Annotated in this window: 22 protein-coding genes and 1 riboswitch; of the genes, 12 read left to right on the top strand and 10 right to left on the bottom strand. The window is 69.7% G+C overall.

The features are described 5' to 3' along the window. Positions 1–33: 33 nt before the first annotated feature. From AB0D31_RS02760 to AB0D31_RS02770, 3 genes are all read right to left on the bottom strand, one after another. Positions 34–930 carry a LysR family transcriptional regulator gene (locus AB0D31_RS02760; RefSeq protein ID WP_362716016.1) on the bottom strand — a complete coding sequence of 299 codons (897 nt, stop codon included), beginning with the start codon at positions 928–930 and terminating at the stop codon, positions 34–36. A 227-nt stretch (positions 931–1,157) separates the two neighbouring features. Next, positions 1,158–2,285: a cystathionine gamma-lyase gene (locus AB0D31_RS02765; protein ID WP_362716018.1), complete on the bottom strand. Its 1,128-nt coding sequence runs from the start codon at positions 2,283–2,285 to the stop codon at positions 1,158–1,160. A gap of 273 nt (positions 2,286–2,558) precedes the next feature. Next, positions 2,559–2,936: a phage holin family protein gene (locus AB0D31_RS02770; protein WP_362716021.1), complete on the bottom strand. Its 378-nt coding sequence runs from the start codon at positions 2,934–2,936 to the stop codon at positions 2,559–2,561. 50 nt (positions 2,937–2,986) lie between these two features. Between AB0D31_RS02770 and AB0D31_RS02775 the strand changes: the two genes are divergently transcribed. The 4 genes from AB0D31_RS02775 (at position 2,987) to AB0D31_RS02790 (ending at position 5,266) form a co-directional block, all read left to right on the top strand. After that, positions 2,987–3,304: a cupin domain-containing protein gene (locus tag AB0D31_RS02775; protein WP_350231509.1), complete on the top strand. Its 318-nt coding sequence runs from the start codon at positions 2,987–2,989 to the stop codon at positions 3,302–3,304. A 150-nt stretch (positions 3,305–3,454) separates the two neighbouring features. Next, the gene (locus tag AB0D31_RS02780; RefSeq protein ID WP_362716023.1) at positions 3,455–3,673 is read left to right on the top strand and encodes a DUF5326 family protein; all 219 of its coding nucleotides are present in this window, start codon (positions 3,455–3,457) and stop codon (positions 3,671–3,673) included. A gap of 284 nt (positions 3,674–3,957) precedes the next feature. Next, positions 3,958–4,728, top strand: a complete 771-nt coding sequence (locus AB0D31_RS02785) for an IclR family transcriptional regulator C-terminal domain-containing protein (protein ID WP_362716026.1) — start codon at positions 3,958–3,960, stop codon at positions 4,726–4,728. A gap of 103 nt (positions 4,729–4,831) precedes the next feature. Next, entirely contained in the window at positions 4,832–5,266 is a 435-nt protein-coding gene (locus AB0D31_RS02790; RefSeq protein WP_362716269.1) for an SsgA family sporulation/cell division regulator, read from the top strand. A gap of 4 nt (positions 5,267–5,270) precedes the next feature. Here AB0D31_RS02790 and AB0D31_RS02795 read toward each other — a convergent pair whose 3' ends face one another. Beyond that, complete coding sequence (locus tag AB0D31_RS02795; RefSeq protein WP_362716028.1) at positions 5,271–6,617, bottom strand: YibE/F family protein; 1,347 nt, start codon at positions 6,615–6,617, stop codon at positions 5,271–5,273. A 71-nt stretch (positions 6,618–6,688) separates the two neighbouring features. Further along, positions 6,689–6,823: riboswitch (TPP riboswitch) on the top strand. Here AB0D31_RS02795 and thiC point away from each other — a divergent pair. Further along, positions 6,816–8,594, top strand: a complete 1,779-nt coding sequence (thiC, locus tag AB0D31_RS02800; RefSeq protein WP_362716031.1) for a phosphomethylpyrimidine synthase ThiC — start codon at positions 6,816–6,818, stop codon at positions 8,592–8,594. (Overlaps the previous riboswitch by 8 nt.) A gap of 90 nt (positions 8,595–8,684) precedes the next feature. Here the strand turns inward: thiC and AB0D31_RS02805 are convergent, their stop codons facing one another. The 3 genes from AB0D31_RS02805 to AB0D31_RS02815 all read right to left on the bottom strand — a co-directional run bounded on the left by AB0D31_RS02805 (position 8,685) and on the right by AB0D31_RS02815 (position 12,372). Beyond that, entirely contained in the window at positions 8,685–9,527 is an 843-nt protein-coding gene (locus AB0D31_RS02805) for a hypothetical protein (protein WP_362716034.1), read from the bottom strand. A gap of 172 nt (positions 9,528–9,699) precedes the next feature. Further along, the gene (locus AB0D31_RS02810) at positions 9,700–10,962 is read right to left on the bottom strand and encodes a metallophosphoesterase (protein ID WP_362716272.1); all 1,263 of its coding nucleotides are present in this window, start codon (positions 10,960–10,962) and stop codon (positions 9,700–9,702) included. Positions 10,963–11,220: 258 nt separating this feature from the next. Continuing rightward, positions 11,221–12,372: a LacI family DNA-binding transcriptional regulator gene (locus tag AB0D31_RS02815; RefSeq protein ID WP_362716036.1), complete on the bottom strand. Its 1,152-nt coding sequence runs from the start codon at positions 12,370–12,372 to the stop codon at positions 11,221–11,223. Positions 12,373–12,780: 408 nt separating this feature from the next. Here AB0D31_RS02815 and hisC point away from each other — a divergent pair, with 408 nt between their 5' ends. Beyond that, complete coding sequence (hisC, locus tag AB0D31_RS02820) at positions 12,781–13,863, top strand: histidinol-phosphate transaminase (RefSeq protein ID WP_362716039.1); 1,083 nt, start codon at positions 12,781–12,783, stop codon at positions 13,861–13,863. A gap of 78 nt (positions 13,864–13,941) precedes the next feature. On the opposite strand, the gene AB0D31_RS02825 is transcribed toward hisC, so the two are convergent. Next, the gene (locus AB0D31_RS02825; RefSeq protein WP_362716041.1) at positions 13,942–14,322 is read right to left on the bottom strand and encodes a cyclophilin-like fold protein; all 381 of its coding nucleotides are present in this window, start codon (positions 14,320–14,322) and stop codon (positions 13,942–13,944) included. A 276-nt stretch (positions 14,323–14,598) separates the two neighbouring features. Between AB0D31_RS02825 and AB0D31_RS02830 the strand changes: the two genes are divergently transcribed. The 4 genes from AB0D31_RS02830 (at position 14,599) to AB0D31_RS02845 (ending at position 22,540) form a co-directional block, all read left to right on the top strand. Further along, positions 14,599–16,107, top strand: a complete 1,509-nt coding sequence (locus tag AB0D31_RS02830) for a cytochrome ubiquinol oxidase subunit I (RefSeq protein ID WP_362716044.1) — start codon at positions 14,599–14,601, stop codon at positions 16,105–16,107. Positions 16,108–16,125: 18 nt separating this feature from the next. After that, entirely contained in the window at positions 16,126–17,127 is a 1,002-nt protein-coding gene (gene cydB / locus AB0D31_RS02835; protein WP_362716047.1) for a cytochrome d ubiquinol oxidase subunit II, read from the top strand. Positions 17,128–17,244: 117 nt separating this feature from the next. Beyond that, positions 17,245–20,763 carry a thiol reductant ABC exporter subunit CydD gene (cydD, locus tag AB0D31_RS02840; protein ID WP_362716050.1) on the top strand — a complete coding sequence of 1,173 codons (3,519 nt, stop codon included), beginning with the start codon at positions 17,245–17,247 and terminating at the stop codon, positions 20,761–20,763. A gap of 19 nt (positions 20,764–20,782) precedes the next feature. Continuing rightward, entirely contained in the window at positions 20,783–22,540 is a 1,758-nt protein-coding gene (locus AB0D31_RS02845) for a GAF domain-containing protein (protein ID WP_362716053.1), read from the top strand. A gap of 397 nt (positions 22,541–22,937) precedes the next feature. Here the strand turns inward: AB0D31_RS02845 and AB0D31_RS02850 are convergent, their stop codons facing one another. Beyond that, positions 22,938–23,807 carry a Cof-type HAD-IIB family hydrolase gene (locus tag AB0D31_RS02850; RefSeq protein WP_362716056.1) on the bottom strand — a complete coding sequence of 290 codons (870 nt, stop codon included), beginning with the start codon at positions 23,805–23,807 and terminating at the stop codon, positions 22,938–22,940. Positions 23,808–23,991: 184 nt separating this feature from the next. Here AB0D31_RS02850 and AB0D31_RS02855 point away from each other — a divergent pair, with 184 nt between their 5' ends. Next, entirely contained in the window at positions 23,992–24,876 is an 885-nt protein-coding gene (locus AB0D31_RS02855) for a DUF72 domain-containing protein (protein ID WP_362716059.1), read from the top strand. Next, complete coding sequence (locus AB0D31_RS02860; RefSeq protein ID WP_362716062.1) at positions 24,867–25,778, top strand: LLM class flavin-dependent oxidoreductase; 912 nt, start codon at positions 24,867–24,869, stop codon at positions 25,776–25,778. Before AB0D31_RS02855 ends, AB0D31_RS02860 begins: the two co-directional genes overlap by 10 nt. Here the strand turns inward: AB0D31_RS02860 and AB0D31_RS02865 are convergent. Beyond that, on the bottom strand, positions 25,775–26,239 hold the full coding sequence (locus tag AB0D31_RS02865) for a hypothetical protein (protein WP_362716065.1): 465 nt from the start codon (positions 26,237–26,239) through the stop codon (positions 25,775–25,777). The two genes, AB0D31_RS02860 and AB0D31_RS02865, sit on opposite strands and share 4 nt — an antisense overlap. Positions 26,240–26,245: the final 6 nt, after the last annotated feature.

A 26,245-nucleotide genomic window follows, 5' to 3' on the forward strand; every position in this document is an offset into this window, starting at 1 on the left:
CTGCGAAACTCCTCAGGGCCTACCCGCCGCCCGTCAGCCCCAGTCAGCCGCGGCACGAAGCAGCCAGTCCTGCGCCCGCGCGATGTGGGCGAGGCCGAGTGTGCCGGTGCGCGCCGCGAGGAAATAGGTCCGAAGGGGCGGCACCGGAGGGTCGTGGAGCGCCACTACTTCGCCCTGTTCCAAGGCGGTCTCGCACAGATAGCGCGGCAGTACCGCCAGCCCCGCTCCGGCCGCCACCGCGGCGAGAACCGCCCGCAGGTCGGGAGCGACCACCGTGCCCGCGGCCGCGGGCTTCGCGTCGAAGACGGAAGCCCAGTAGCGCGTCACCAGCGGCAGTGACTCATGAACCTCCACCACCGGGATGGGTTCCAGGACGTGAGGGCCGCCGTGGCGCACAGCGCCCGGCCCCAGCCGGGCCGCCCAGCGCACCCCGGCGACCAGCACATGTTCCTCGTCGCACAGAGGCGTGGAGGTCAGCAGCCCACCGCGCGGCCGGGCGGTGGCGATGGCCAGGTCATGATGGCCGGCGGCCAGTCCTTCCAGGGTCTCCTCGGCACTGCCGAAGGAGGCGCGCAGCGCGAGGCCCTGGGGGATGAGCGGGGTGAGCGCGGGCAGGGCGCGCAGGGCGGTGAACTCCGGTGGCCCGGCCAGGTGCAGGGACCGCGAGCCCGATTCCTCACTGAGGGACGGCTCGGTGAGTTCGACGAGCGCGTCCAGGTGCGGTGCGGCCCGTTGGGCCAGTTCGTCGCCGATCGTCGTGGGGGTCACACCGCGTGCCTGGCGCAGGAAGAGGGGACGGCCCAACTGCCGCTCCAGCGTCCGGATCTGGCCGGTCACCGCGGGCTGCGAGAGCCCTAGCAGGGCTGCGGCCCGGGTGAAGGACCCGGCCCGGTGCACGGTGACGAACGTACGCAGCAGGGCAAGGTCCATGCGGCGCCTCCCGTCCTGAACTGCCTCACGACGTCCCCGGCCGGGCACCACTATAAATATGCCGATAGGACCCTGTCGCTAGGGTGATTGGACACTGACGCAGAGTCAACTAGCCTTGTCCGGGTGGTTCTCAGCGCGCGAGAACCAGGACGGTCCGAGCCACGAGGGGGGAGGCTCGGACCGTCCGTCTTATGCGGCGAGCACCGCTGTGAATGACGCCTCGGTCCCTACGGGTGCTGCTTACCCGCCTCGCCCAGGGCGCGTTCCACGTCCGCGATCAGGTCCGGGGCATCCTCGGCGCCGACGGAGAAGCGGATGAAGCCCTCCCCCACCGCGTCGCCGCCCCAGCGGCCGCGGCGCTCCGCCGTGGAGCGCACGCTGCCGAAACTGGTGGCGTCGTCGACCAGGCGCAGCGCGTCGAGGAACCGCTCGGCGAAGCCGCGGTCGGGCAGGTCGAAGGAGACCACGCAGCCGAAGCGCCGCATCTGCGCGGAGGCCAGACGGTACGAGAGGTCCGAGGGCAGACCCGGGTAGCGCAGGCCCGTCACCTCGTCCCGCTGGGCCAGCGCCTCGGCGAGGGCGAGGGCGTTCGCAGCCTGCCGGTCGGCGCGCAGATGCAGGGTCGCGAGGGAGCGGTGGGCCAGCCAGGCCTCCATCGGCCCCGGGATCGCTCCGACGACCTTGCGCCACTTGCGTACACGGGCGGCGAGCTCGGGATCGCGGCACACCACGTAGCCGAGCAGGAGATCGCCGTGTCCGGTCAGACCCTTCGTGCCGCTGGCCACGGCGAAGTCCGCGCCGAGGTCGAGGGGGCGCTGTCCTAGCGGTGTGGCCAGGGTGTTGTCCACCGCCACCAAGGCGCCGGCGTCGTGTGCCGCACGCGCGAGCCGGCGTACGTCGCACACATCGAGACCGGGATTGGACGGTGTTTCGATCCACAGCAGCTTCGCGCCGCTCAGGTGGGCCAGTTGGGCATCGCCGGCGGTCGGGGCGGTGCGCACCTCGATGCCGTACGCCTCCAACTGCTCACGTACCAGGGGCAGGGCCTGGTAGCCGTCGTCCGGCAGGACCACGGTGTCGCCCGAGCGCGCGTGGGAGAGCAGGACGGCCGAGATCGCGGCCATTCCGGACGCGAAGATGATCGCCTCCGCGTTCTCATCGGGCGACTCGAGGTCGGCGATGGCCCGCTCCAGATGGGTCCAGGTCGGGTTGGTGTCGCGGCCGTAGGTGTAGGGCCCGGTGGCCTCACCGGGCAGATGGAAGTGGGCGGCGAACACCGGCCCCGGGAGGGTGGGTTCGTAGGCGACCGGGTCGGGGAGACCGGCGCGAACGGAACGAGTGCCGTCACCTGTCATGCCACATGCTCCATTTCACTGCGGGCGGCGTCGCGCCGGGAGAACCGAGGGGAAGGGCCGGGGCCCAGGAGGTCCGAGAGGAAGGGGAGGCCTGGGAGGGGGCCCTGGGGATGGGGAGGCACGGGAGTACCTGGAGTATCGGGATCCATGGAACCGCCGTGCCGCATGGGACGTTCCACAGGCGGGCTCGTGGAGCACCGGCGCGGTACGCGGGCCGACCGGGCCGCCCTCGTGCCGGCCTCCGATGGCCGCGCCACAGGGCGGTCACGGCTCTCAGCCCTCGTCGGGGAGGGCGATGTGCATCGCCCAGGACACGATCGAGATGATCAGGGCGCCGACGACGGCGGTCCAGAAGCCTTCGACGTGGAAGCTGAGGTTCAGCTTGTCGGCGAGCCAGGAAGTCAACAGCAGCATCAAGGCGTTGATCACCAGGGTGATCAACCCGAGCGTGAGAATGAACAAGGGGAAGGACAGCAGCTTCACCACGGGCTTGACGACGAAATTCACCACGCCGAAGACCAGCGCCACCAGAATCAGCGTGAGGGCCTTCTTGCCGGTGTTGTCGCCGGTCAGGGTGATGTTCTTCACCAACCAGATGGCTACTGCCAGGGCAGCCGCGTTGGCGATCGTCTTGACTACAAAATTCTTCATGGGTCCGATCGTGGCAGACGTGATCGGCACAAGTGCAGGGGCGGATGGCGATGAAAGATTTCCGGCTCGACGAGTTGGAGGCGGAGCGGGCCGCCAACGACGGTGCGTATCTGCAGTTCCTGCGGGAGCGGAACATGTCGGCGGGGCTGTACGCCCTCGATGCCGGCGCGCACGACTCGCAGTCCCCGCATGCCCAGGACGAGATCTACTTCGTGGCCAGCGGCCGGGCCTCGATCACCGTGGGTCTGGAGACGACGCAGGTCTCCCGCGGCAGCGTGGTCTATGTGCCGGCCGGAGTGGCCCACAAGTTCCACCACATCACCGAAGACCTGAGGGTTCTGGTGGTCTTCTCTCCGCCTGAGAGCTGAGGGCCGTCCCTGACTCTCCCTAGGGGTTCGGTCAGGGGAGTTCAAGGGCTGCGAGCACCCCGCGCGCCATGCTGTCGCCCCTAGCATCGACAGTGTCGAAAGCACGGAATGCGTGCACGGACGGAAAACTGACAGAAAGAGGTAAAGGCGATGGCGGCACGGGAGATTTTCGCGGGGATGCCCTGGTGGGTGAAGTGGGTCGCCGTGCCCGTCATCGCGCTGGTCGTGTTCGGCGGTCTGATCGCGAGTGTGGTCAGCTTCGTCTTCGGGGTGCTGTTCAAGCTCCTTGTCTTCGTCGCGCTGGTCGGCGGTCTGATCTACGTGGTGCGGAGGTTCATGTCCTCGTCCTCCTCGCGAGGCGACTGGTAGCGGAGCCCGCCACGCCGGCGCAGCCTCACGGCCCGCGTGGTGGACCCCGTCAGGGCGCGTGGCGGATTAGCCCGGGCGGGGGATTGACCTGGACAAACCGCCTTCAGCTACAACCTCGGCCATTAGAGTGGCGAGTCTCCGCCGCCCCCGGGAAGCACGGGTCCCGACCGCGCCCGACCACCGGCCCGACCGGCCCGTGCCGCCGCACCCCGAGGCGCGGCGGCCGCGCGGGGGCGGCCCCCGCGGGCGGGCGCGACGCCCGTCAGTACGCCTGGGGGTGACCTGTGGCCACGGCTTCGAACGCCGCCGTCCCTACCCTGATCGGCTCGGTCCAGCGAGCCCTGCGACTCCTTGAAGCAGTCGCATCGCACACCGACGGCGCGCCCGCCAAACAGCTGGCGCGCGAGGCGGGACTGCCGCTTCCCACCGCGTACCACCTGCTGCGGACCCTGACCCACGAGGGCTATCTGCGGCGTCAGAGCGGGGTGTTCGTCCTCGGTCCCGCGGCCGAGCTACTGGCGCATGGCGGGGCACTGCAGAATCGTCGCAGCAAGATCGCCGGCTCGCTCGCCCGATGGCGGGACACCATCGGGGTCCCCGTCTACTTCGCCGTTTACCGCGAGGGTGAGATCGAGATCGCCGGGGTTGCCGACACCCCCAACGCGCCCGCGGTCGAGGAGTGGGCCGACTTCCGTGAGACCGGCCACGCCCACGCGATCGGCCAGTGCCTGCTCAGCCAGCTCGATGACCGCGCGCGCGAGGACTATCTGGACCGGCACCCGGTCAAGGCGATCACGCCCTACACCGTGCGGGACCGCTGGGCCCTGACGGAGCGCCTGACGACTACGGAGCGTATGCAACCCGTGGTCGAACGGCAGGAGTACGCCCTGGGAACCGTCTGCGCCGCGATCCCCATCACGGCCGGTTCCAGCGCCGCGACCATGGCGATCTCCGTCCCCCTCCACCAGGAAGAACGCCTGCTGCCGGCGATCGAACAGCTCCGCAGCGAGGTCGGTGCCCTCTTCAGCTCCCTGATGCTCTCTATCAGTATCTGAAATATCACTCCTTGTGATCTGTTGGCACGTACAGCACGATGGCGTCAAGAAGGCACTGAGGGATCATTCCTGGCCGGTTTCAGCTAAAGCGGGGTACGTGACGATGCGTGAGTCGGTTCAGGCAGAAGTGATGATGAGCTTCGTCGTCTCCGAGGAGCTTTCCTTCCGGATCCCGGTGGAGCTGACGTACCAGGCGACGGACCCCTACGCCGTGCGCATGACCTTCCACCTGCCCGGCGACGCGCCCGTCACCTGGGCCTTCGGGCGCGAGCTGCTGCTCGACGGCGTCAACGCCCCGACCGGCGACGGCGATGTGCGGATCGAGCCCAGCGACCCCGATGGGCTCTCCGACGTCCACATCCGGCTGCAAGTAGGCGCGGACCGGGCCTTGTTCCGGGCCGGAGCGGCGCCACTGGTGGCCTTCCTCGACCGCACCGACAAGCTCGTACCCCTCGGTCAGGAGTGGACGCTCGGGGAGTTCGACGAGCACCTCGAGGACGCACTCGGACGCATCCTGGCGGAGGAGAACGCCGGCTGACCCGCTACTTCTTGCGGCGATGGCCGCCCGCGCCACGCCTGGCACCCAGCCGCGGCGCGGCGCGGCCGCCGGGGGCCGGCCGGTCGGCGGAGACCACCAGGGCGGCCAGCGCCGTGGTCAGCGGCACCGAGGCGACGAGGCCGATCGATCCGACCAGGGTGCGGACGACTTCCTCAGCCACCAGCTCACTGTTGGCCACCGTGCCCACGCTGCTCTGCGCGATCGAGAACAGCAGCAGCAGGGGCAGCGCGGCGCCCGCATAGGCGAGCACCAGTGTGTTGACCACCGAGGCGATGTGGTCGCGGCCGATGCGGATGCCCGCCCGGTACAGGCCCCGAGGGCCCATCGTCGGATTCGCCTCGTGCAGCTCCCACACCGCCGAGGTCTGGGTGACCGTCACATCGTCGAGCACACCGAGCGAGCCGATGATGACGCCGGCCAGCAGCAGGCCGGACATGTCGATGTTCGGATAGAGGCCGTGGATGAGACCGGTGTTGTCGTCGGTGTTGCCGGTGAGCGCGGCCCAGCCGATGAAGAGCGAGCCGAGCACCCCGATCAGCATCAGTGAGACGAGGGTGCCGAGGACGGCGACGGAGGTACGCGCGGACAGGCCGTGGCACATGTAGAGCGCGATCAGCATGATGGCGCTCGCGCCGACCACCGCCACAAGCAGCGGATTGGAGCCCTGCAACACCGCCGGAAGGATGAAAAGGGTCAGCACGGCGAACGAGACCACCAGCGCCACCAGCGCCATAACCCCGCGCAACCGCCCGACGAGCACCACCGCGAGCGCGAAGATCCCCGCGAGCAGCGCCATGGGCAAGCGCCGGTTCACATCGGTCACCGAATACTGCAGGTCATGGGGGGCGTCGGGGGCGTACGCGACGATCACGCCCTGGCCCGCGTGCAGTTGGCGGGGCGAGTCGGGCTGGACGATCTCGGTGAAGGTGCGGCCCTTCTCCTTGCCCGAGGTGACCTCGACGGTGGCCTTGCCGCACCACTTCTGCGGAGCTGCCCGCGCTTGCCGGCTCTCGGCGGTGGAGGTGTCACCGTTCGAAGGAGCTTGACCGGCGTTGACCGACTTGCAGTCCACCTTGTCCACTTTGGTGACCTTGGCTTGCTGAGTCTGCCGGTCGAAGCCGACCCCGGTCCGCTGATGCGGCGGGGCGCCGCCGGGCCAGAGCACCACGAGCCCCACAAGTACCGCTGTGGAGAAGGGAATCAGCACCGCGGCGATGACCTTGCGGAGATGCTTCGACACGGGTGCGGCGGGCCCGTGACTGTGCGAGTGGCCATGTCCGTGGCCGGATCCGCCGGATGGGTGCGGAGGGTGCGGTTCTGGTGAGGTCACCGCCCGATCATCGCAAGAACAGAGGGGGCCCTCTGTTCAGCGCGCCAGTGAGGACGCTAGCGTGGTGACACCTTTGCACACGCGGGAGCTCGGAGCACCGGGCTGAGAGGGCGCTGAATACCGTACGAACCGTACGGAAGACGCTGCGCCGACCGCCGAACCTGTTACCGGGTAATGCCGGCGTAGGGAGTAGGTCTCATGACCGTTCAGGACACACGCACGCCTGCCTCCAGCAATGAGGAGAGCGGGAAGTCCATCGGCTGGCACAAGGGGTACGTCGAGGGATCGCGCCCCGACCTCAAGGTGCCGGTCCGCCAGGTGCACCTCACCAACGGCAAGGCCGTGACGCTGTACGACACGTCGGGGCCGTACACCGATCCCGCCATCGAGACCGATGTCCGCCGCGGTCTCGCCCCGCTCCGCGAGAACTGGATCATCGGACGCGGGGACACCGAGGAGTACGCCGGACGCCCGGTCCGCCCCGAGGACGACGGCATCAAGCACACCTCGCCGCGCGGGGGGCTCAAGAACCTCGATGCGGTCTTCCCCGGGCGTCCGCGCCAGCCCCGCCGCGGCCGAGGCGGGCAGGCCGTCAGCCAGCTCGCGTACGCGCGGCGCGGCGAGATCACCCCGGAGATGGAGTACGTCGCGATCCGCGAGAACGTCTCCCCCGAGGTCGTCCGGGAGGAGATCGCCGCGGGCCGCGCGGTGCTGCCCGCCAACATCAACCACCCCGAGATCGAGCCGATGATCATCGGCAAGCGTTTCCTGGTGAAGGTCAACGCCAACATCGGGAACTCCGCGGTCACCTCCTCCATTGAGGAAGAGGTCGACAAGATGACCTGGGCCACCAAGTGGGGCGCCGACACGGTCATGGACCTCTCCACGGGACGCAACATCCACACCACCCGCGAGTGGGTCCTGCGCAACTCGCCCGTCCCGATCGGCACCGTGCCGCTGTACCAGGCCCTGGAGAAGGTCGACGGCCGCGCCGAGGACCTGACCTGGGACATCTACAAGGACACCGTCATCGAGCAGGCCGAGCAGGGCGTCGACTACATGACGGTCCACGCGGGTGTCCTGCTGCGCTACGTGCCGCTGACCGCACGCCGCAAGACCGGCATCGTCTCGCGCGGCGGCTCGATCATGGCGGCCTGGTGCCTCGCGCACCACAAGGAGTCGTTCCTGTACGAGAACTTCGAGGAGCTCTGCGACATCCTCGCGTCCTACGACGTGACGTACTCGCTGGGCGACGGCCTGCGGCCCGGCTCCATCGCGGACGCCAACGACGAGGCGCAGTTCGCGGAGCTGCGCACGCTCGGGGAACTCAACACGATCGCCAAGCGTCACAACGTACAGACGATGATCGAGGGCCCGGGACACGTCCCGATGCACAAGATCAAGGAGAACATCGACCTCCAGCAGGAGATCTGCGAAGAGGCCCCGTTCTACACCCTTGGGCCGCTGACCACCGATGTGGCGCCCGCCTACGACCACATCACCTCCGGCATCGGCGCGGCGATGATCGCCTGGTGGGGCACCGCGATGCTCTGCTACGTCACGCCCAAGGAGCACCTCGGCCTGCCCAACCGCGATGACGTGAAGACCGGCGTCATCACCTACAAGATCGCCGCACACGCGGCGGACCTGGCCAAGGGACACCCGGGCGCGCAGGAGTGGGACGACGCGCTCTCGGACGCCCGGTTCGAGTTCCGCTGGGAGGACCAGTTCAACCTGGCCCTCGACCCGGACACCGCCCGGGAGTTCCACGATGAGACGCTGCCCGCGGAGCCGGCCAAGACCGCGCATTTCTGCTCGATGTGCGGCCCGAAGTTCTGCTCGATGAAGATCTCTCAGGACATCAGGCGCGAGCACGGCGGCGATCTGAAGTCGGACGAAATCGAAGCGGGGATGGCGGAGAAGTCCAAGGAGTTCGCGGACGCGGGCAACCGGGTCTACCTGCCGATCGCCGACTGAGGCGACGCGTGGCGTGCGCCGTCCCGGAAGCCGACGGCCTCCGGGACGGCGCGCCCGGCCTGATGTCCTTCCGACGTCCTGCCCGTGACCTCAGTCCGGCTGGTGTTCGGGGCCGCCGAAGTCGGGGCTGGTGAAGTCCGGGCTGGTGAAACTGGGGTGGGTGGACGGGGAGTCGCCCTCACCGGGGCTGTCGAAGCCCGGCCGGTCGTAGCCGAGGGAGGGGATCCGGCCCATCGGGCGGCGCGCCGGGGTGGCGGGGTCGACGCTCGGGTCGGCGAGCGCGTCGCGCAGAAACGGGTAGATGCCGCGCTCCAGCAGGGCATGGCGCCACGCCTCGCGTGCGCGGGAGAGCTCCTGGACGTGTTCGTCGGACGCGTCCGCCTCGCCGGCCTCGTCGATGGCCACCACCTGGGTCGCGCCGTTGCGCACGGCGGTGATCAGGAGCCCGACGGCGGCGGCGAGGATCGCGGCGGCGGTCAGCGCGCCGAAGAACCAGCCGGCCGTCACCATGGTGTCGGCGAAGGCGGGTACCGGCTTGAGCATCTTCAGGATGTAGCCGACCAACAGGAAGATCACGGCCGCGGTCCCGGCAAGGACGGGGGCCAGTACGGTGACGACGGCCCCGACCCCCGCGCCCGGGGGCTCCAGCGGCTCCCCGTCGGGGGCCGGCAGGGCCGAGTCGTGCGTGGTGGTGGCGACGGAGGCCTTCAGAGCTTGGCGTGCCTTGACGTAATGGTCGTACTCGGGGCTCGCCCGCTCGGTGACGAAGGTGCCGGCGGCCAGCACCATGGTGCGCAGCTGCACAGCGTTGAGACGGTCGCCGATGGTGGAGAGACCGGGTCGTTCATGCGCGGTGCGCAGCGCCTCGTCGAGGATCCGCTCGAACTCCTGGCGGTCCTCGGGAAGCAGGTGCGGAGCGCTGTTCATGTGCATCCCCCGATGCTCCGTAGGGCCGGGAAGCCCGCTTGATGAACGGGCAGTTGGGCGGAAACGGAGGAGAGCCTGCTCGGATAACCCGATGGTAGAGCCGCTACGGCACGGGGTGACAGGGTGTTTCCGGAAATGGCATACCCGGCGCTTTGCTGAACGCCTTCCCGGTCACCCTTCAGTCATGCAGCGGGAGTTGCCGGACCAGCAGCTTTCCGGCCATGGTCACGCCGCCGTCCATGGCGATGGCAAGTCCGTCGGCGTACAGGTGCGGGCCCTCGACCACCGGGCGGGAGTCCTCCTCGCCGTCCTCGGTGCCGACTTCGCCCAGCAGATACGGGATCGGGCTGTGACCGTGCACCACACGCTGCCCGCCGTATACCGCGAGCAGCTCGCGCGCTGCCTGCGGGCCGGAACCGTCGCGGAACGCGAAGCGTTTGGTGAGCTTGCGGAACAGGTCCCAGCACTCGTCGGCGTCGTTGCGGTTGAGAATGGCGTGGACGGTGTCGTTGACCGCCTCGATGGAGTCGCCGTAATCCAGATAGGCGGTCGTGTCGGAGTGCATCAGCAGGTGGTCGTCCTCCTGCTCGATCGCGTCGAGCCGGGACATCCACTGGAGGTGCACGTCCTGGAGCCGGTCCATATCGGCCTTCTGGCCGCCGTTGAGCAGCCAGGCGGCCTGGAACGTGGCGGTGCCGGCACCGGAGTTGACCGGGGTGTCGGCGAACCGTTTGGCGCCGATGAGCAGCAGCTCGTGGTTGCCCATGAGGGCCTTGCAGTAGCCGCCGGCGGCCGCGGCCTCGGCGGAGAGCCGCATGACCAGGTCGATGACGCCGATGCCGTCGGGGCCGCGGTCGGTGAAGTCGCCGAGGAACCACAGGCGCGCGGTGCCGGCGGCCCAGTTGCCGGATTCGTCGATGAGGCCCTGCTCGCGCAGGGCGGCCAGGAGTTCGTTGAGGTAGCCGTGGACGTCGCCGACGACGTACAGCGGGCCGGGGCCGTCGTTGGTCCGCGCCGGGGCGGGCTGCTCGACCACGGGCACCTGCACGGTGTCCCCCCGGTTGATGATCGGGAGGTCACGCGCGGTCGGCGTGTATCCCTCGGGCGGCTCGTCATCCGGATAGGCGATTGCGCCGGGCGCCGTGGCGGGCGCCTGGGGCGCGGGCGCCTCGGGCCGGTTCACCGGGGGTTCCGGGCGGAAGTCCGGTGCCGGAGGCTCTTGACGGAACTCCGGGGCCACCGGCATGGGGTGCGGTTCCGCGGCCGGCTCCATGGAGGAGAGCTCCGGGCCCGTCTCCGGGTGGAGTTCCGGGGCCGGCGGCTGCGGCCAGGATTCCTGTTCCCCGGGTGGTGGCACGGGGGTCTGTTGCGCGTACGGCGGCACCCGGAAGTCACGCAACGTCTCCGTCCGCACGGGTCCCTGACCGGCCCCCTGAGTCATCGACCCCTCCACCACCGTCGCGCCGCCGTACACCGTGGGATCCGCCAGGTCGGGCGGCGATCCGTGGTGTCGTGCGCCCATCATAGGAATGCGCCTCATGCTGTGTGACGCACCAGGGGTGGTCAATCCGGGTGCGAGCGGGGTTGGCGGGTGGTTATGTCCCCAATGTGGCGGTCCGATCCCGGCCGATCCTCGCCGTTCCGGCGATACCGGGCTCGGCGCCACCCGGCCGGGTGGTGTCACCCGGCCGGAGCCCTCTCAGTTCTGACCGGGCTGACCCGGCTGGCCGGACGGACCGGACTGGCCCGTCGCCGGCGAGCGCGGCGGGCTCACCGTGGTGCGCGGCGGACGGCGTTGGGAGGACGTCCGCACGATCAGCTCGGTCGGTATCACCTGCTCGATGGGCTGGCCGTTGTCGATTCCTTCGATCGCGTCGATGAGGAGCTGGACGACGGCCGTGCCGATGCGCCGTGGTTTGAGCGAGAGGGTGGTGATGGGCGGTTCGGTCGTGGCGTACACGGTGGATTCGCTGCAGCACACGAGGAGCAGGTCCTCCGGTACGCGCAGCCCGTAGCGCCGGGCGGCCGCGAGCAGGTCGGTGCCGTTGGGGTCGAAGAGTCCGTAGACGGCGTCCGGCCGGTCCGGGCGGGCGAGCAGCCGGTCGGCTGCGACGGCGCCCGCACAGGGGTCGTGGGCCGGGTAGGACTCGTAGACCGGATCCTGGCCGACCCGTCCGCACCAGGTCAGATAGGCCTCGGTGGACAGGCGGGTGTAGGTGTCGGTGGTGGTTCCGGTGAGCAGGCCGATCCGGCGGGCGCCGGCGGCGGCGAGATGGTCGAGCAGGTCCAGTACGGCGGCCTCGTGGTCGTTGTCCACCCACGCCGTGACGGGCAGGCTGCCCGCCGGGCGGCCGTCGGAGACGACGGGAAGGCCCTGGCGTACGAGTTCGCTGACCACGGGGTCCTGGTCGGAGGGGTCGATGACGACGGTGCCGTCGAGGGCGACGTTCGACCAGACGTCCGCCGGGCTGCGGCGTGAGGTGGCGGGAAGGATGACGAGGGCGTAGCCGCGGGCCAGCGCGGCGGAGGTCGCGGCTCTCGCCATTTCGGCGAAGTAGGCGAATTCGGTGAAGGTGAAAGGTTCATCCCCGTAGGTCGTCACGGTCAGGCCGATGAGGCCGGACTTGCCGGTACGGAGCGTGCGGGCCGCTGCGGATGGGCGGTAGCCCAGCCGGTCTGCGACCTCGCGGACGTGGCGGCGGGTGGCGTCGGGGAGCCGCCCCTTGCCGTTGAGCGCGTCTGAGACGGTCGTGATGGAGACACCGGCGGCGGCGGCCACATCTCGAATACCCGCCCGCCCCAGCCGGCGACCGGTCGACCGGCTCACCTGGTGCTTCCCTGCTGCTGTCATGGCGAGCCGATAGTAGGGCGATGACGGGCGGTTGGCCCGGGTGCATATGCACGCGTTGACAGGCACGTTTCTGCATGATCGAACATTGTCAATGGCCTTGCAATGCAAGGGGATTGGCGGGGTAAGCGTTGTGGTGACGCTTGTCGATCCCCGGGCAGCTGCCAACTGTCCGAGGTCTCGAAGAGGTCTCAACTCACCTTCACGGGTGATGCGCGCCAGGGCGCGGGCCACCGGCGCGCGCCAGGGGGAGGAGCGCTCCCCCTTCCTCGTACGCCCGCCGTGAACCGGTGCCCGTCCGCTATTCGCAGGGACGCCCAATCCTCATAAGGTGAGGAGTATTGGATGTGTACGGAGCTGTCCACGGCGGCGTGCACAGCATCTGTACGCGACGGTCGAGGAGGACCTGCGGTGAGCGAGACGACCCCCAAGCTGCGCGCCGAGCTGGACGGCATCCCCACCTACAAGCCCGGCAGGCCCGCGGCCGCATCCGAGGGGCCGGTCGCCTACAAGCTGTCCTCCAACGAGAACCCCTACCCGCCGCTGCCCGGCGTGATGGAGAGCGCCGTCGCGGCCGCGGGCGCCTTCAACCGCTACCCGGACATGGCGTGCACGGGGCTGATGAACGAGTTGGCCGAGCGGTTCGGGGTGCCGCATGCGCACCTGGCCACGGGCACGGGCTCGGTGGGGGTGGCCCAGTCGTTGGTGCAGTCCACCTCGGGCCCCGGCGACGAGGTCATCTACGCCTGGCGCTCCTTCGAGGCGTACCCGATCATCACCCGGATCAGTGGAGCGAAGCCGGTCCAGGTGCCGCTCACCCCGGGCGACGTGCACGACCTGGACGCGATGGCGGACGCGATCACCGACCGGACGCGGCTGATCTTCGTCTGCAACCCGAACAACCCGACCGGCACCGTGGTCCGCCGGGCCGAGCTGGAACGATTCCTCGACCGGGTGCCGTCCGACGTCCTCGTGGTGCTCGACGAGGCGTACCGGGAGTTCATCCGCGACGCCGAGGTCCCGGACGGCATCGAGATCTACCGGGACCGCCCCAACGTGGCCGTCCTGCGCACCTTCTCCAAGGCGTACGGGCTCGCGGGGCTGCGGGTCGGCTTCGCGGTGGCCCACGAGCCGGTCGCCGCGGCGCTGCGCAAGACGGCCGTGCCCTTCGGCGTCAGCCAGCTCGCCCAGGACGCCGCGGTCGCCTCGCTGCGTGCCGAGGACGAACTGATGGGCCGTGTCGGCTCGTTGGTGTGCGAGCGGAACCGGGTGTACGAGGGCCTGGGGCAGCAGGGCTGGACCGTGCCCGAGACGCAGGCGAACTTCGTTTGGCTGCGCCTCGGGGAGCGCACGGTCGACTTCGCGACGGCGTGTGAGGCCGCGGGCGTCGTGGTCCGGCCGTTCGCCGGCGAAGGCGTGCGCGTCACGATCGGTGAGAGCGAGGCCAACGACCTGTTCCTCAAGGTCGCGGAGGGCTTCCGCAAGAAGGCCTGACGTCTCGGGGCCCCCTTGAACAGAAGGCGCCGACGCATTCCGAGGGTGCCGACTCGTTCAGGGGGGGCGCCGGTCTGATCAGAGGGCGTCGACCCGGATCGGGTCGCCGGAGCGGACCGTGGCGAGTTGCCGGGGGTCGCCGTCGATCCGGCCGAGAATATTGCAGGGGCTCGCGAGCCGGCATTCGTCACCGCGCGAGATGGGGGTGGGGCCGTACGGCAACGCGAGCGCGTCGCCGTCGGTCCAGAACGCCACCGTGCCCGGCTCCACGACCTGGCGCGCGTCCGGTTCCTGGGCCAGGGAGACCGGGGTGTCGAAATAGACCTCCTCGCCCCAGGTGTGGGCGGTGGAGGTGATCGGGAGTGCCCCCGCGAGCGCCGTGCTCGTGGGGGTTTCCTCGAGTGTCGCGGTGAGGCTGCCCGCGGGCCATGAGATGCGTATCCGCAGCTGATTCTCCATGGCGCCGAATTCAACAAGATGTTGAAAGCCTTGGGAAGGGGGTGTCCACGCCCGATGGCCTCGGCCGCCTCTCCCCGGCGTTTCCCCGCTATCTCGCGGCGGCGTACATGTGGCGCACGCCCTAGGGGACCCCCCTGGAGGACTCGACAGCTCGTACGACATAATGCTTGTGAATGTGAACGCGTTCACAAGCGGGTCCCGCTTCCTCCCATAATCGGGGGGATTAAAGGGGCAAGCCTGCGGCTGTGACCACGGCGATGTAAGGAGAGTGCCGACGTGGACCTGGCTCTGGCGCCGGAGACCCTGGCGCGATGGCAGTTCGGCATCACCACCGTCTACCACTTCCTCTTCGTCCCCCTGACGATCTCGCTCGCCGCGCTCGTCGCCGGCCTGGAGACCGCTTGGGTGCGAACGGGTAAGGACAAGTACCTCAAGGCGACCAAGTTCTGGGGCAAGCTCTTCCTGATCAACATCGCGATGGGTGTGGTCACCGGGATCGTCCAGGAATTCCAGTTCGGCATGAACTGGTCTGACTACTCGCGGTTCGTCGGCGACATCTTCGGTGCCCCGCTCGCCTTCGAGGCGCTCATCGCCTTCTTCTTCGAGTCCACCTTCATCGGGCTGTGGATCTTCGGCTGGGACAAGCTGCCGAAAAAGATCCACTGCGCCTGCATCTGGATGGTCTCCATCGGCACCATCCTGTCCGCCTACTTCATCCTGGCGGCCAACTCCTGGATGCAGCACCCGGTCGGCTTCAGGCTCAACAAGGTCACCGGGCGCGCGGAACTCACCGACTTCTGGAAGGTCCTGACCCAGGACACCACCCTGGTCGTTGTCTTCCACACCCTGACCGCCGCCTTGCTCACCGGTGGCGCGTTCATGGTCGGCGTCGCCGCCCTCCATCTGCGCCGCAAGAAGCACATCCCCGTGATGCGCACCTCGCTGCGGCTGGGCCTGGTCACGCTGGTGATCGGGGGACTGCTCACGGCCGTCAGCGGCGACTCGCTCGGCAAGGTCATGTTCAAGCAACAGCCCATGAAGATGGCCGCCGCCGAGGCCCTGTGGGACGGCCAGAAGCCCGCGCCGTTCTCGATATTCGCCGTCGGTGACGTGGCCAAGGGTCACAACGACGTCGAGATCTCGGTGCCCGGAGTCCTGTCCTTCCTCGCCGACAACAACTTCTCCTCCTACGTCCCCGGCATCAACGACGTGAACAAGGCCGAGCGGCAGAAGTTCGGGCCCGGCGACTACCGGCCCAATATCCCGGTCACGTTCTGGGGCTTCCGCTGGATGATCGGCTTCGGCATGACGTCCTTCGTCATCGGACTCGTCGGGCTCTGGCTCACCCGCAAGAAGTTCATGCTGGCGCCGGGGATGAGGACCGGTGAGGACGAAGTGCCCCACCTGGTGCTCTTCAAGAGCCAGGCACTCGGCACCCGCCTGACCAAGTGGTACTGGTTCTTCGCGGTATGGACTCTCGGCTTCCCGCTGATCGCCAACTCGTGGGGCTGGATCTTCACGGAGATGGGCCGTCAGCCCTGGGTCGTGTATGGCGTCCTGCGCACCCGGGACGCGGTCTCCCCCAGCGTCTCGCAGGGCGAGGTCCTCACCTCGATGATCGTCTTCACGCTGCTCTACGCCGTGCTCGCGGTGGTCGAGGTCAGACTGCTCGTGAAGTACGTGAAGGCCGGGCCGCCCGAGCTCACCGAGGCCGACCTCAACCCGCCCACCAAGATCGGCGGGGACGACCGCGACCCCGACCGGCCGATGGCCTTCTCGTACTGAGGCTGAGGAGATCGAGGCATGGAACTTCACGACGTCTGGTTCGTACTCATCGCCGTTCTGTGGATCGGCTACTTCTTCCTGGAGGGATTCGACTTCGGGATCGGCATCCTGACGAAGCTGCTGGCCAGGGACCGGACCGAGAAGCGCGTCCTGATCAACACCATCGGCCCCGTCTGGGACGGCAACGAGGTGTGGCTGCTCACGGCGGGCGGCGCGACCTTCGCCGCCTTCCCCGAGTGGTACGCGACGCTCTTCTCGGGTCTCTACCTGCCGCTGCTGATCATTCTGGTCTGTCTGATCGTCCGCGGTGTCGCCTTCGAGTACCGGGCTAAGCGGCCCGAGGAGAAGTGGCAGCGCAACTGGGAGCAGGCCATCTTCTGGACCTCGCTCATTCCGGCGTTCCTCTGGGGCGTCGCATTCGCCAACATCGTGCACGGCGTGAAGATCGACGCGCACATGGAGTACGTGGGCGGCTTCTGGGATCTGCTCAACCCGTACGCGATCCTCGGCGGCCTCGTCACGCTCTCCCTCTTCACCTTCCACGGTGCGGTGTTCGCCTCGCTCAAGACGCTCGGGGACATCCGTCAGCGCGCCCGTGCGCTCGCGCTCAAGCTGGGTGTGGCCGCGGCCGTCCTCGCGCTCGGTTTCCTGATCTGGACCCAGGCCGCGGACGGGGACACGAAGAGTCTGGTCGCGATGGCCATCGCGGTGCTGGCGCTGGTGGGGGCGATCGTTGCCATCAAGGCGGGGCGTGAGGGATGGTCCTTCGCCCTGTCGGGCCTCACGATCGCCGCCGCGGTGGCAATGTTCTTCCTGACGCTCTTCCCGAACGTCATGCCGTCCTCGCTGAACAGTGCATGGAACCTCACGGTCACCAACGCATCGTCGAGCCCGTACACCCTCAAGATCATGACGTGGTGTGCGGGGGTCGCGACCCCGATCGTGCTGCTCTACCAGGGCTGGACGTACTGGGTGTTCCGCAAGCGGATCGGCACGAAGAACATCGCCGAAGCGCACTGAGCCCGCGGCCTCACGGTCCGCCGGAGGCCCTCACGGCCCCTGGGGGTGTGTTTCACGTGAAACACACCCCCAGGGAGCCCACCCCACTCCGACCCTTTCCGTTGGGGGATGTTTCACGTGAAACCGATCGACCCGCGCCTGCTGCGGTACGCCCGCGCCACCCGCTTCTTCCTTGCCGCGGTGGTGGCCCTCGGGCTGGTCGGGGCGGGGCTGATCATCGCCCAGGCCATGCTCATCGCCGAGGTCGTCGTGGGGGCGTTCCAGCACGGTGAGGGTGTGACCGGGCTGAGGACGCCGCTGCTGTTCCTCGTGGCCGTCGCGGCCGGGCGGGGTCTGGTCTCGTGGCTCACTGACCTCGCCGCTCACCGTGCGAGCGCCGCGGTCAAGTCGGAGCTGCGGGGCCGTCTCCTGGAGCGGGCGGCGGGGCTCGGTCCGGAGTGGCTGAGCGGCCAGCGCACGGGCTCCCTGGTGGCGCTCGCCACGCGCGGCGTCGACGCACTCGACGACTACTTCGCGCGCTATCTGCCGCAGTTGGGCCTCGCCGTCGTGGTGCCGGTGGCGGTGCTGGCGCGGATTGTCACCGAGGACTGGGTGTCCGCGGCCACCATCGTGGTCACGCTGCCGCTCATCCCGTTGTTCATGATGCTGATCGGCTGGGCCACCCAGTCGCAGATGGACCGGCAGTGGCGACTGCTGTCCCGGCTCTCTGGTCACTTCCTCGATGTCGTGGCCGGGCTTCCGACGCTCAAGGTGTTCGGCCGGGCCAAGGCGCAGGCCGAGTCGATCAGGACGATCACGTCCGACTACCGCAAGGCGACGCTGAAAACCCTGCGGATCGCCTTCATCTCCTCGTTCGCCCTCGAGCTGCTCGCGACGATCTCGGTGGCGCTGGTCGCGGTCGGCATCGGCATGCGCCTGGTCCACGGCGACCTCGACCTCTCCACCGGTCTGGTGATCCTGATCCTGGCCCCGGAGGCCTATCTGCCGTTGCGCCAGGTCGGCGCGCAGTACCACGCGGCGGCAGAAGGGCTGTCGGCGGCGGAGGAGATCTTCGAGGTCCTGGAGACCCCGCTGCCCGAGGGAGGGAAGGTGACGCTCCCCGCGGGGCCCGTCCGGATCCAGGTGGACGCCGTCACCGTGCGCCACCCCGGACGTACAGAACCTTCCCTGGCCGACGCCTCCCTGGTCGTCGAGCCGGGCGAGACGGTTGCTCTGACCGGCCCGAGCGGTGTCGGCAAGTCCACCCTTCTCAACGCGCTGCTCGGCTTCGTGACGCCGCAGGACGGCGGACGGATCCTGGTGTCCGGTACGGATCTCGCGACGCTCTCCCTCGCGCAGTGGCGCGAACGGATCGCCTGGGTGCCGCAGCGGCCCCACCTCTTCGCGGGGACGATCGCGGAGAACGTCCGCCTGGCCCGGCCCGACGCGGACGACACGGCCGTACTTGACGCCCTGCGCGACGCGGGCGCGCACCACTTCGTGGCCGCGTTGCCGGACGGTGTGGCCACCGCCCTTGGCGAGGGCGGCGCCGGCCTCTCGGCAGGACAGCGCCAGCGCCTCGCCCTCGCCCGTGCCTTCCTTGCCGACCGGCCGGTGCTGCTGCTGGACGAGCCGACGGCCGCGCTGGACGGCGAGACCGAGGCCGGCATCGTCGACGCGGTCCGCAGGCTGGCGGCGGGCCGTACGGTCCTGCTCGTCGTGCACCGCCCCGCGCTGCTCGCGGTCGCGGACCGCGTGGTCGAGCTGCGGGCCGCCGAAACAACACCGCGCGTACCGGTGCAGGGGACAGCCGGGGCAACCCCAACCCGCGTTCGGACGGCCTCCGTTGAGGCCCTCACCGATCCAGGCACCGTCACGGCGAGCCCCGTGCCCGGCCGCAATCCGCTGGCCCGGGTGCGTGCCGCGGCGCGTGGAGTGCGCGGCCGCATCGCGCTCGCCCTGCTCCTCGGCGCGTTGGCGCTCGGTTCCGCCGTCGGCCTCATGGCCACCTCCGGATGGCTCATCTCGCGCGCCGCGCAACAGCCGCCGGTGCTCTATCTGATGGTGGCCGTCACCGCGACCCGCGCCTTCGGAATCGGGCGCGCGGTGTTCCGCTACGCCGAACGTCTCGTCTCCCACGACGCGGTCCTGAGGATGCTCTCCGAGCTGCGGGTCGCGGTGTACCGGCGCCTTGAGCGGATCGCGCCGGCGGGCTTGCGTGAGACGCGTCGAGGAGACCTGCTCGCGCGTCTGGTCGCCGACGTCGACGAGCTCCAGGACTACTGGCTGCGCTGGGCGCTCCCGGCCGGGGTCGCCGTCGTCGTGTCGGTCCTGAGCGCCGGGTTCACCGCATGGCTGCTGCCCGAGGCCGGTGCCGTGCTCGCCGTGGGCCTGTTCGTGGCCGGGGTCGTGGTCCCGTGCGTCAGCGGCGCGCTGGCACGGCGGGCCGAGCGGCAGCTGGCTCCGACCCGGGGGCTGCTCGCCACCCGAGTGGCCGATCTGCTCACGGGAACCGGCGAGCTGACGGTGGCCGGGGCCATCGGGCGCCGCACCCGCGATGTGAGGGACGCGGATGCGGCGCTGACCCGTATCGCCTCGCGGGGCGCCGCCGCCTCCGCGCTCGGCGTCGGGCTCTCCGCACTGGTCTGTGGCGTCACCGTGGCGGGCGCCGCGCTGGCCGGCGTACAGGCCGTCGCGGCCGGACGGCTCGACGGGGTGTTGCTGGCCGTGGTGGTGCTGGTTCCGCTGGCCGCCTTCGAGGGAGTGACCGGGCTGCCGTCGGCCGTCCAGTCGCGCCAGCGGGTCCGGCGCAGCGCCGAGCGCGTCTACGAGGTGCTCGACACGCCCGCCCCCGTGCAGGAACCGGAGGCGCCCGCCGCCGTGCCCGCGACGCCGTTTCCGCTGGAGCTGCGCGGCATTCACGCACGATACGCGGGCCAGGAGCGGGACGCGCTGCACGATTTCGGGCTGCGCCTCACCCCGGGCATGCGGGTGGCCGTCGTCGGGGCGTCGGGATCCGGCAAGACCACCCTCGCCCAAGTACTGCTGCGCTTCCTCGACCCCACCCAGGGCACCTACGCGGTCGGCGGGAGCGACGCGACCCAGCTGGACGGTGACGACGTGCGGCGCATCGTGGGGCTCTGCGCCCAGGACGCGCACTTGTTCGACAGCTCGGTGCGGGAGAACCTGCGGCTCGCCCGCACCAACGCCACCGATGACGATCTGCGTGTCGCTCTGGGCCGGGCCCGCCTCCTCGACTGGGTCGACGCCCTGCCCGACGGTCTCGACACCCTCGTCGGCGAACACGGCGCCCGGCTGTCCGGCGGACAGCGCCAGCGGCTCGCCCTGGCCCGCGCCCTCCTCGCGGACTTCCCGGTGCTCGTCCTGGACGAGCCCGCGGAACACCTGGACCTGGCGACCGCCGACGCCCTCACCAGGGACCTGCTCGATCTCACCGAAGGACGCACGACGGTACTGATCACGCACCGGCTGCGCGGCCTGGAAGCCGTCGACGAAGTGCTCGTACTCGACGAGGGCAGGACCGTGCAGCGCGGCGCGTACGAGGAGCTCGCGCTGGTCGACGGGCCCCTGTGCCGCATGCTGGAGCGAGAGCGCGAGACCGAGGCCAGGCAGGACCCGACTTTCCTCGCCAAATAGGACTAACTACTCTCAAGGCATGTCAGTGCCGCGAGACCCGAAGAGACCGCCGGGCCAGCAGGACGTCGAGGGCCTGGACCGCGGGGACCAGGATCCGCTCGAAGCAGCGACCCGGGCCACCCGCAGCCTGCAGGGGCTGTCCACCGAGCTCACCGCGCGGGTCCCTCAGCTCCTTGAGGCGATGCGCTCGGTGGGGACCGGCCTTGAGCTGCACTCCACCCTCGACCGGATCTGTGAAACCGCGGCCGAACTCGCCGACGCGCGGTACGCGGCGATCGGAGTCGTCGACGAAGAGGGCCGGGGACTCTCCGACTTCGTGACGTATGGCGTCAGTGACGTCGAGGCCCGGGCGATCGGACACCGGCCCGACGGGCACCGCGGGCTTCTCGGCTGGCTGATCCACCACCCCGAACCACTGAGACTGGCCGAGATCTCCGCCGACCCCCGCTCGGCGGGCCTTCCGCCCAACCACCCGCCGATGCGGACCTTCCTCGGCGTCCCCATCCGGGTGCAGGGCGAGATCTTCGGCAACCTCTATCTGACGGAGAAGCACAGCGGCGGCGCATTCAACGACTACGACCTGCACATGGTGCGCGTCCTCGCCACGGAGGCCGGGATCGCCATCGGCAACGCCCGGCTCTACGAGGCGGCGCGCCAGCGCGAGCGGTGGATCGACGGCTCGGTCGCCGTCACCACGGCCCTGCTCTCGGGCGGGGACGCGGACGACGCCCTGGAGGTCGTCGCCGAACAGGCCCGCCATCTGGCCGACTCCGACGCCGGAATCGTGCTGCTTCCCGCCAGGGAGGGTGGCCTTGAAATCGTCGCGGTCTCCGCCGACAACCCGAGGGTGTCGCTCGGCATGGTGGTCCCGCCGGAGAGTCCGGTCGTCTCGAGCCTGCTCGACGGCGAGGCGGTCTTCGTCGATGAGGCGGCTTCGGACCCCCGAATGATCACCAAGCTGTCGGAGCGCTATGGGCCGAGCATGCTGCTGCCGTTGCAGAGCGGCGGCCGGGTCCTGGGCGCTCTCGCCACGCCTCGGGTGCTCGGCGGGCGCCCCTTCACCGAGGCCGAGCGGACACTGGCCAGCCAATTCGCCTCGCAGGCCGCGCTCGCCCTGATGATGGCGGAGGCCCAGCGCGACCGTGAGCGGCTCGCGGTCTACGAGGACCGTGACCGCATCGCCCGCGATCTGCACGACCTGGTCATCCAACGGCTGTTCGCCACCGGAATGATGCTGGAGGGCGCCCAGCGCAAGTCGATCGTGCCCGAGGTGCAGGGCGGCATCGGCAAGGCGGTCGATGAACTCGACGTCACCATCCAGGAGATCCGCACCGCGATCTTCGCGCTCCAGCAGGGGCCGGCCGAGGCGCCGTCCGGGCTGCGTACCCGTGTGCTGCGGGAGATCAACATGGCGGCCGTACCGCTCGGCTTCAAACCGGCCCACCGCTTCCTCGGGGCGGTCGACACCCTCGTGGGCGAGCTCACTGGCAAGAACCTCATCGCAGCGCTGCGCGAAGCTCTCTCGAACGCCTTCCGGCACGCCGAGGCATCCCGGATCGAGGTCGCCGTCGACGCCACGGCCCAACTGCCGGACGGCAGCCCCGGGGTGCGCCTCACGGTCGCGGACGACGGGGTCGGCATCCCTCCGGGCGGCCGCCGCAGCGGTCTGCGCAACCTCCAGCGGCGGGCCGAGGCGCTCGGCGGTTCGAGTTCCTATGGCCCCGGGATCGGGGACGACGGGGGCGGCACGACGGTCCTGTGGGAGGCACCGCTGTGACGGACGGCGCGTGGCGTTTCACGTGAAACACACTCCCGCACCGCTCTCTGAGATCGACCCGGTTACGCGGATACCCGGTTACGCGGATACCCGGTTACCCGGTTACGCGGTTACGCGGTTACGCGGTTACGCGGTTACGCGAGAAACTCTCACACCGCTCTGACGGTCGACACGGTCACGTGAAACACCCCGCACCGCTCTGACGGCCCATACGGTCATGTGAAGCGCCACGCGGTCCGGTCCTCAGCTGTTGTTTCACGTGAAACACCCGCGGCCCGGCGTTGATTCGGGCGATCGGCGGGGCAGGGCTCCCGGCCCGCGCTGCTCCGTCCCATCGCCGCGCAGGCCTCGGACTCGCGCTGAACCTGCCTATGCGGAAGTCCCGGTCTCCGGCCGCTCAGAGAGCCTTGAGGATCTGCTCGATGACGACCGCGACGCCGTCCTCATTGTTGGCGGTGGTGCGTCCGGAAGCGGTGGCGAGGACGTCGGGGTGGGCGTTGCCCATCGCGTAGGACGTGCCGGCCCAGCTCAGCATCTCCATGTCGTTCGGCATGTCGCCGAAGGCCACCACCTCGGTGGGTGAGATGCCTCGCTCGGCGCAGCACAGAGCCAAGGTGGAGGCCTTGGAGACACCGGCGCCGCTGATCTCCAGAAGCGCGGTCGGACTGGACCGGGTGACCTCGGCGCGGGCTCCGACCGCGGTGCGGGCCAGCGCGAGGAAGTCGTCAGGGGCCAGTTCGGGGTGGAAGGCGAGCACCTTGAGCACCGGCTGGCCGGGTACGTCGGCGTCCTCGGCCAGGAGCTTCTCGACGGGGGCGATGCTCGCCGCCGGGTCCATGTGCAGGGGCGGGTAGGCGAGTTCGTGGTGGAAGCCGCTGGTGCGTTCGACCGCGAAGGACGTGCCGGGCACGGCCGCGCGCAGCAGCGCGACGACATCGCGGGCGGCGCGCCCCTCCAGAGGTCGCACCTTCACGAACCGGGGCCCGTCGCTGTCGCCGTGCAGATCGACGACGGCCGCGCCGTTGCCGCAGATGGCCAGGCCATGGCCGTGCACATGGGCACTGACGACATCCATCCAGCGGGCCGGGCGGCCCGTGACGAAGAAGACCTCGATGCCCGCCTCCTCGGCGGCGGCCAGCGCCGCGACCGTACGGTCCGACACGGACTTGTCGTCACGCAGCAGGGTGCCGTCCAGGTCGGTCGCGATGAGCCGCGGCGTGGTCGGGATGGGGCGGATGGCCGGGGCGGGATCCGTAGCAGAGGTCACCGGGCCATTGTCCCGTATGTCGGTGCACGTGCGTGCGAGTGGGCGCACAGATGAGTGCGCTGACCGGTGCGTCCGGGGCACAGGGGGGCGTACGCGACGGTGGTGGTGCTTCGGGCCGCCTGGGGGCGAGGGTGCTCCCGAGCGCAGGACGCATCTGCCACCGGGCCCGGGGAAGGCTGGCGAGATGGGACAGATCCGGGTCGGAACCTGCTCGTGGACGGACAAGGCGCTGGTGTCCAGCGGCTGGTACCCCCGGGGCCGCCGTGGCGCGGAGGGCAGACTGCGGCACTACGCCGAACAGTTCCCGGTGGCCGAGGTGGACTCCACGTACTACGGGCTGCCCAGCACCCGCAACAGCTTGCTGTGGGCCGACCGCACCCCAGAGGGCTTCCGGTTCGACGTGAAGGCGTTCTCCCTGCTCACCGGGCATCCGACGCGGCCGGAAGCGCTGCCCGCCGACCTGCGTCCGGCCCTCGCGCGGCAGCGGACAGGCAGTGATGACGGACTGCTCGACGAGGTGTGGAACCGGTTCAGTGGCGCCCTTGAACCCTTGCGTGCGTCCGGTCGCCTGGGCACGCTTGTCTTTCAGTTCCCGCCCCGGCTCGCACCGGGAAAGCCCGCTGTGCAGTTCCTGCGTCGATGCCGTGAACGTGCCGCGGGATGGCCGATGGCCGTGGAGTTCCGGCACCCCGACTGGTGGCGACCCGGCTACATCGATGCGACGACCGCCCTCCTCACGGAGTTGGGCACAGCCGCCGTGGCCGTGGACATGGTCCAGACGCTCCCCACCTCCGTGCCCCCGGTTGTCAGGGTCACCACCCCGGAGCTCGCCCTGGTGCGCTTCCACGGTCGCAACAGCGCCTGGGGCACCGGCAGCAAGGAGGAGCGGTTCCGTCACGGGTACACACACGATGAGCTGGCGGAGTGGGCACCGCGCATCCGCACGATGGCCGAGCAGGCCCAAGAGGTCCACGTCCTGTTCAACAACTGCTGCGGTGACGCCGCCGTCCGCGCCGCCCAGTCGATGCGGCACCTGCTCGGCTCTCGTAGGGTCGTCCCATGCGACTGAGCACTGTGATTCTGCCGATCGACCGCTGGCACGACGGAGGCCGTGACACATGGACGCGCGCCGAGGAGCTCGGCTTCCACACGGCGTACACCTACGACCATCTGTCCTGGCGGACTTTCCGGGACGGTCCGTGGTTCGGCGCGGTCCCCACGCTCACCGCCGCCGCTGCCGCCACCACCCGGCTGCGGCTCGGCACGCTCGTCACCTCGCCGAACTTCCGTCATCCGGTGACGCTCGCCAAGGATCTGCTCACCCTCGACGACGTCTCCGGCGGCCGGCTCACCCTCGGGATCGGCGCGGGCGGCAACGGCTTCGACGCCACTGTGCTGGGGCAGGAGGCGTGGACGCCGCGTGAACGGGCCGACCGCTTCGGCGAGTTCGTGCCGCTGCTCGACCGGCTCCTCACCGAGGAGGCGGTGACTTACGAGGGCACCTTCTACTCGGCGATCGAGGCGCGCAACATCCCCGGCTGTGTCCAGCGGCCCCGAATCCCCTTCGCCGTGGCCGCGACCGGCCCGCGCGGGTTGAAGCTGGCCGCGAAGCACGGGCAGGCGTGGGTGACCACGGGCGACCCGAAGCTGTTCGAGACCGGGACGCCGGAGCAGTCCGTCGAGGCGATCGGCGGCCAGCTCAAGAAGCTGGGCGCGGCCTGCGAGGAGATCGGCCGGGACGCCGGGGAGCTGGACAAGATCCTGCTCACCGGTTTCACCCCACAGCCCAGGCGTCACCTGGAATCCCTCGACGCGTTCGTGGATTTCGCAGGACGCCACTTCGAACTCGGCATCACTGAGATCGTCCTGCACACGCCGGTCCCGGACTCCGGCTTCGCCGCCGACCAGCAGATTTTCGAGCGGATCGCGACCGAGGGTCTCGCACAACTCGGCGGCCGGGGAAGGCGCTAGTTCTTCCTGCTCCGGACGCGCGCGCTCATCCAGGGGATGAGCGCGCCCATCGGGACCAGTTCCTTGTAGGTCTCGTCGCCGGGGAGGGGTACGACCAGCCACCAGCCCGGCGGGAAGACGCGGCCCTTGACGTGGGCGAGCCCGCCGTAGAGAGAGCGCAGGAAAGCCGGTACGTGGTCGCGCGGAACATCGTCGAATTGCACCCCGTCGACGGTGATGTGAGCGTCGTCCTCCGGATACACCCGTACCGTCACGGACGGGGACCCGCCGAGTTCGACGTATGCCTCGTGCGGCAGGGATCCGTCCGGGTCGAGGACGGTGAACGCGCCGGCCGAGGTACGCCGTGAAGTCCGGTCGGCGCCGATGTCGTGAGTGACCTCGACCTCCAGCCGATGCTCGTCGGCGATCACGCGAATCGCGCCGACCACGGATTCGGTGGTGGGCAGATGCGGATGGATCATGACGCC

The sequence above is a fragment of the Streptomyces sp. NPDC048361 genome, assembly GCF_040651795.1.
GTDB lineage: Bacteria > Actinomycetota > Actinomycetes > Streptomycetales > Streptomycetaceae > Streptomyces.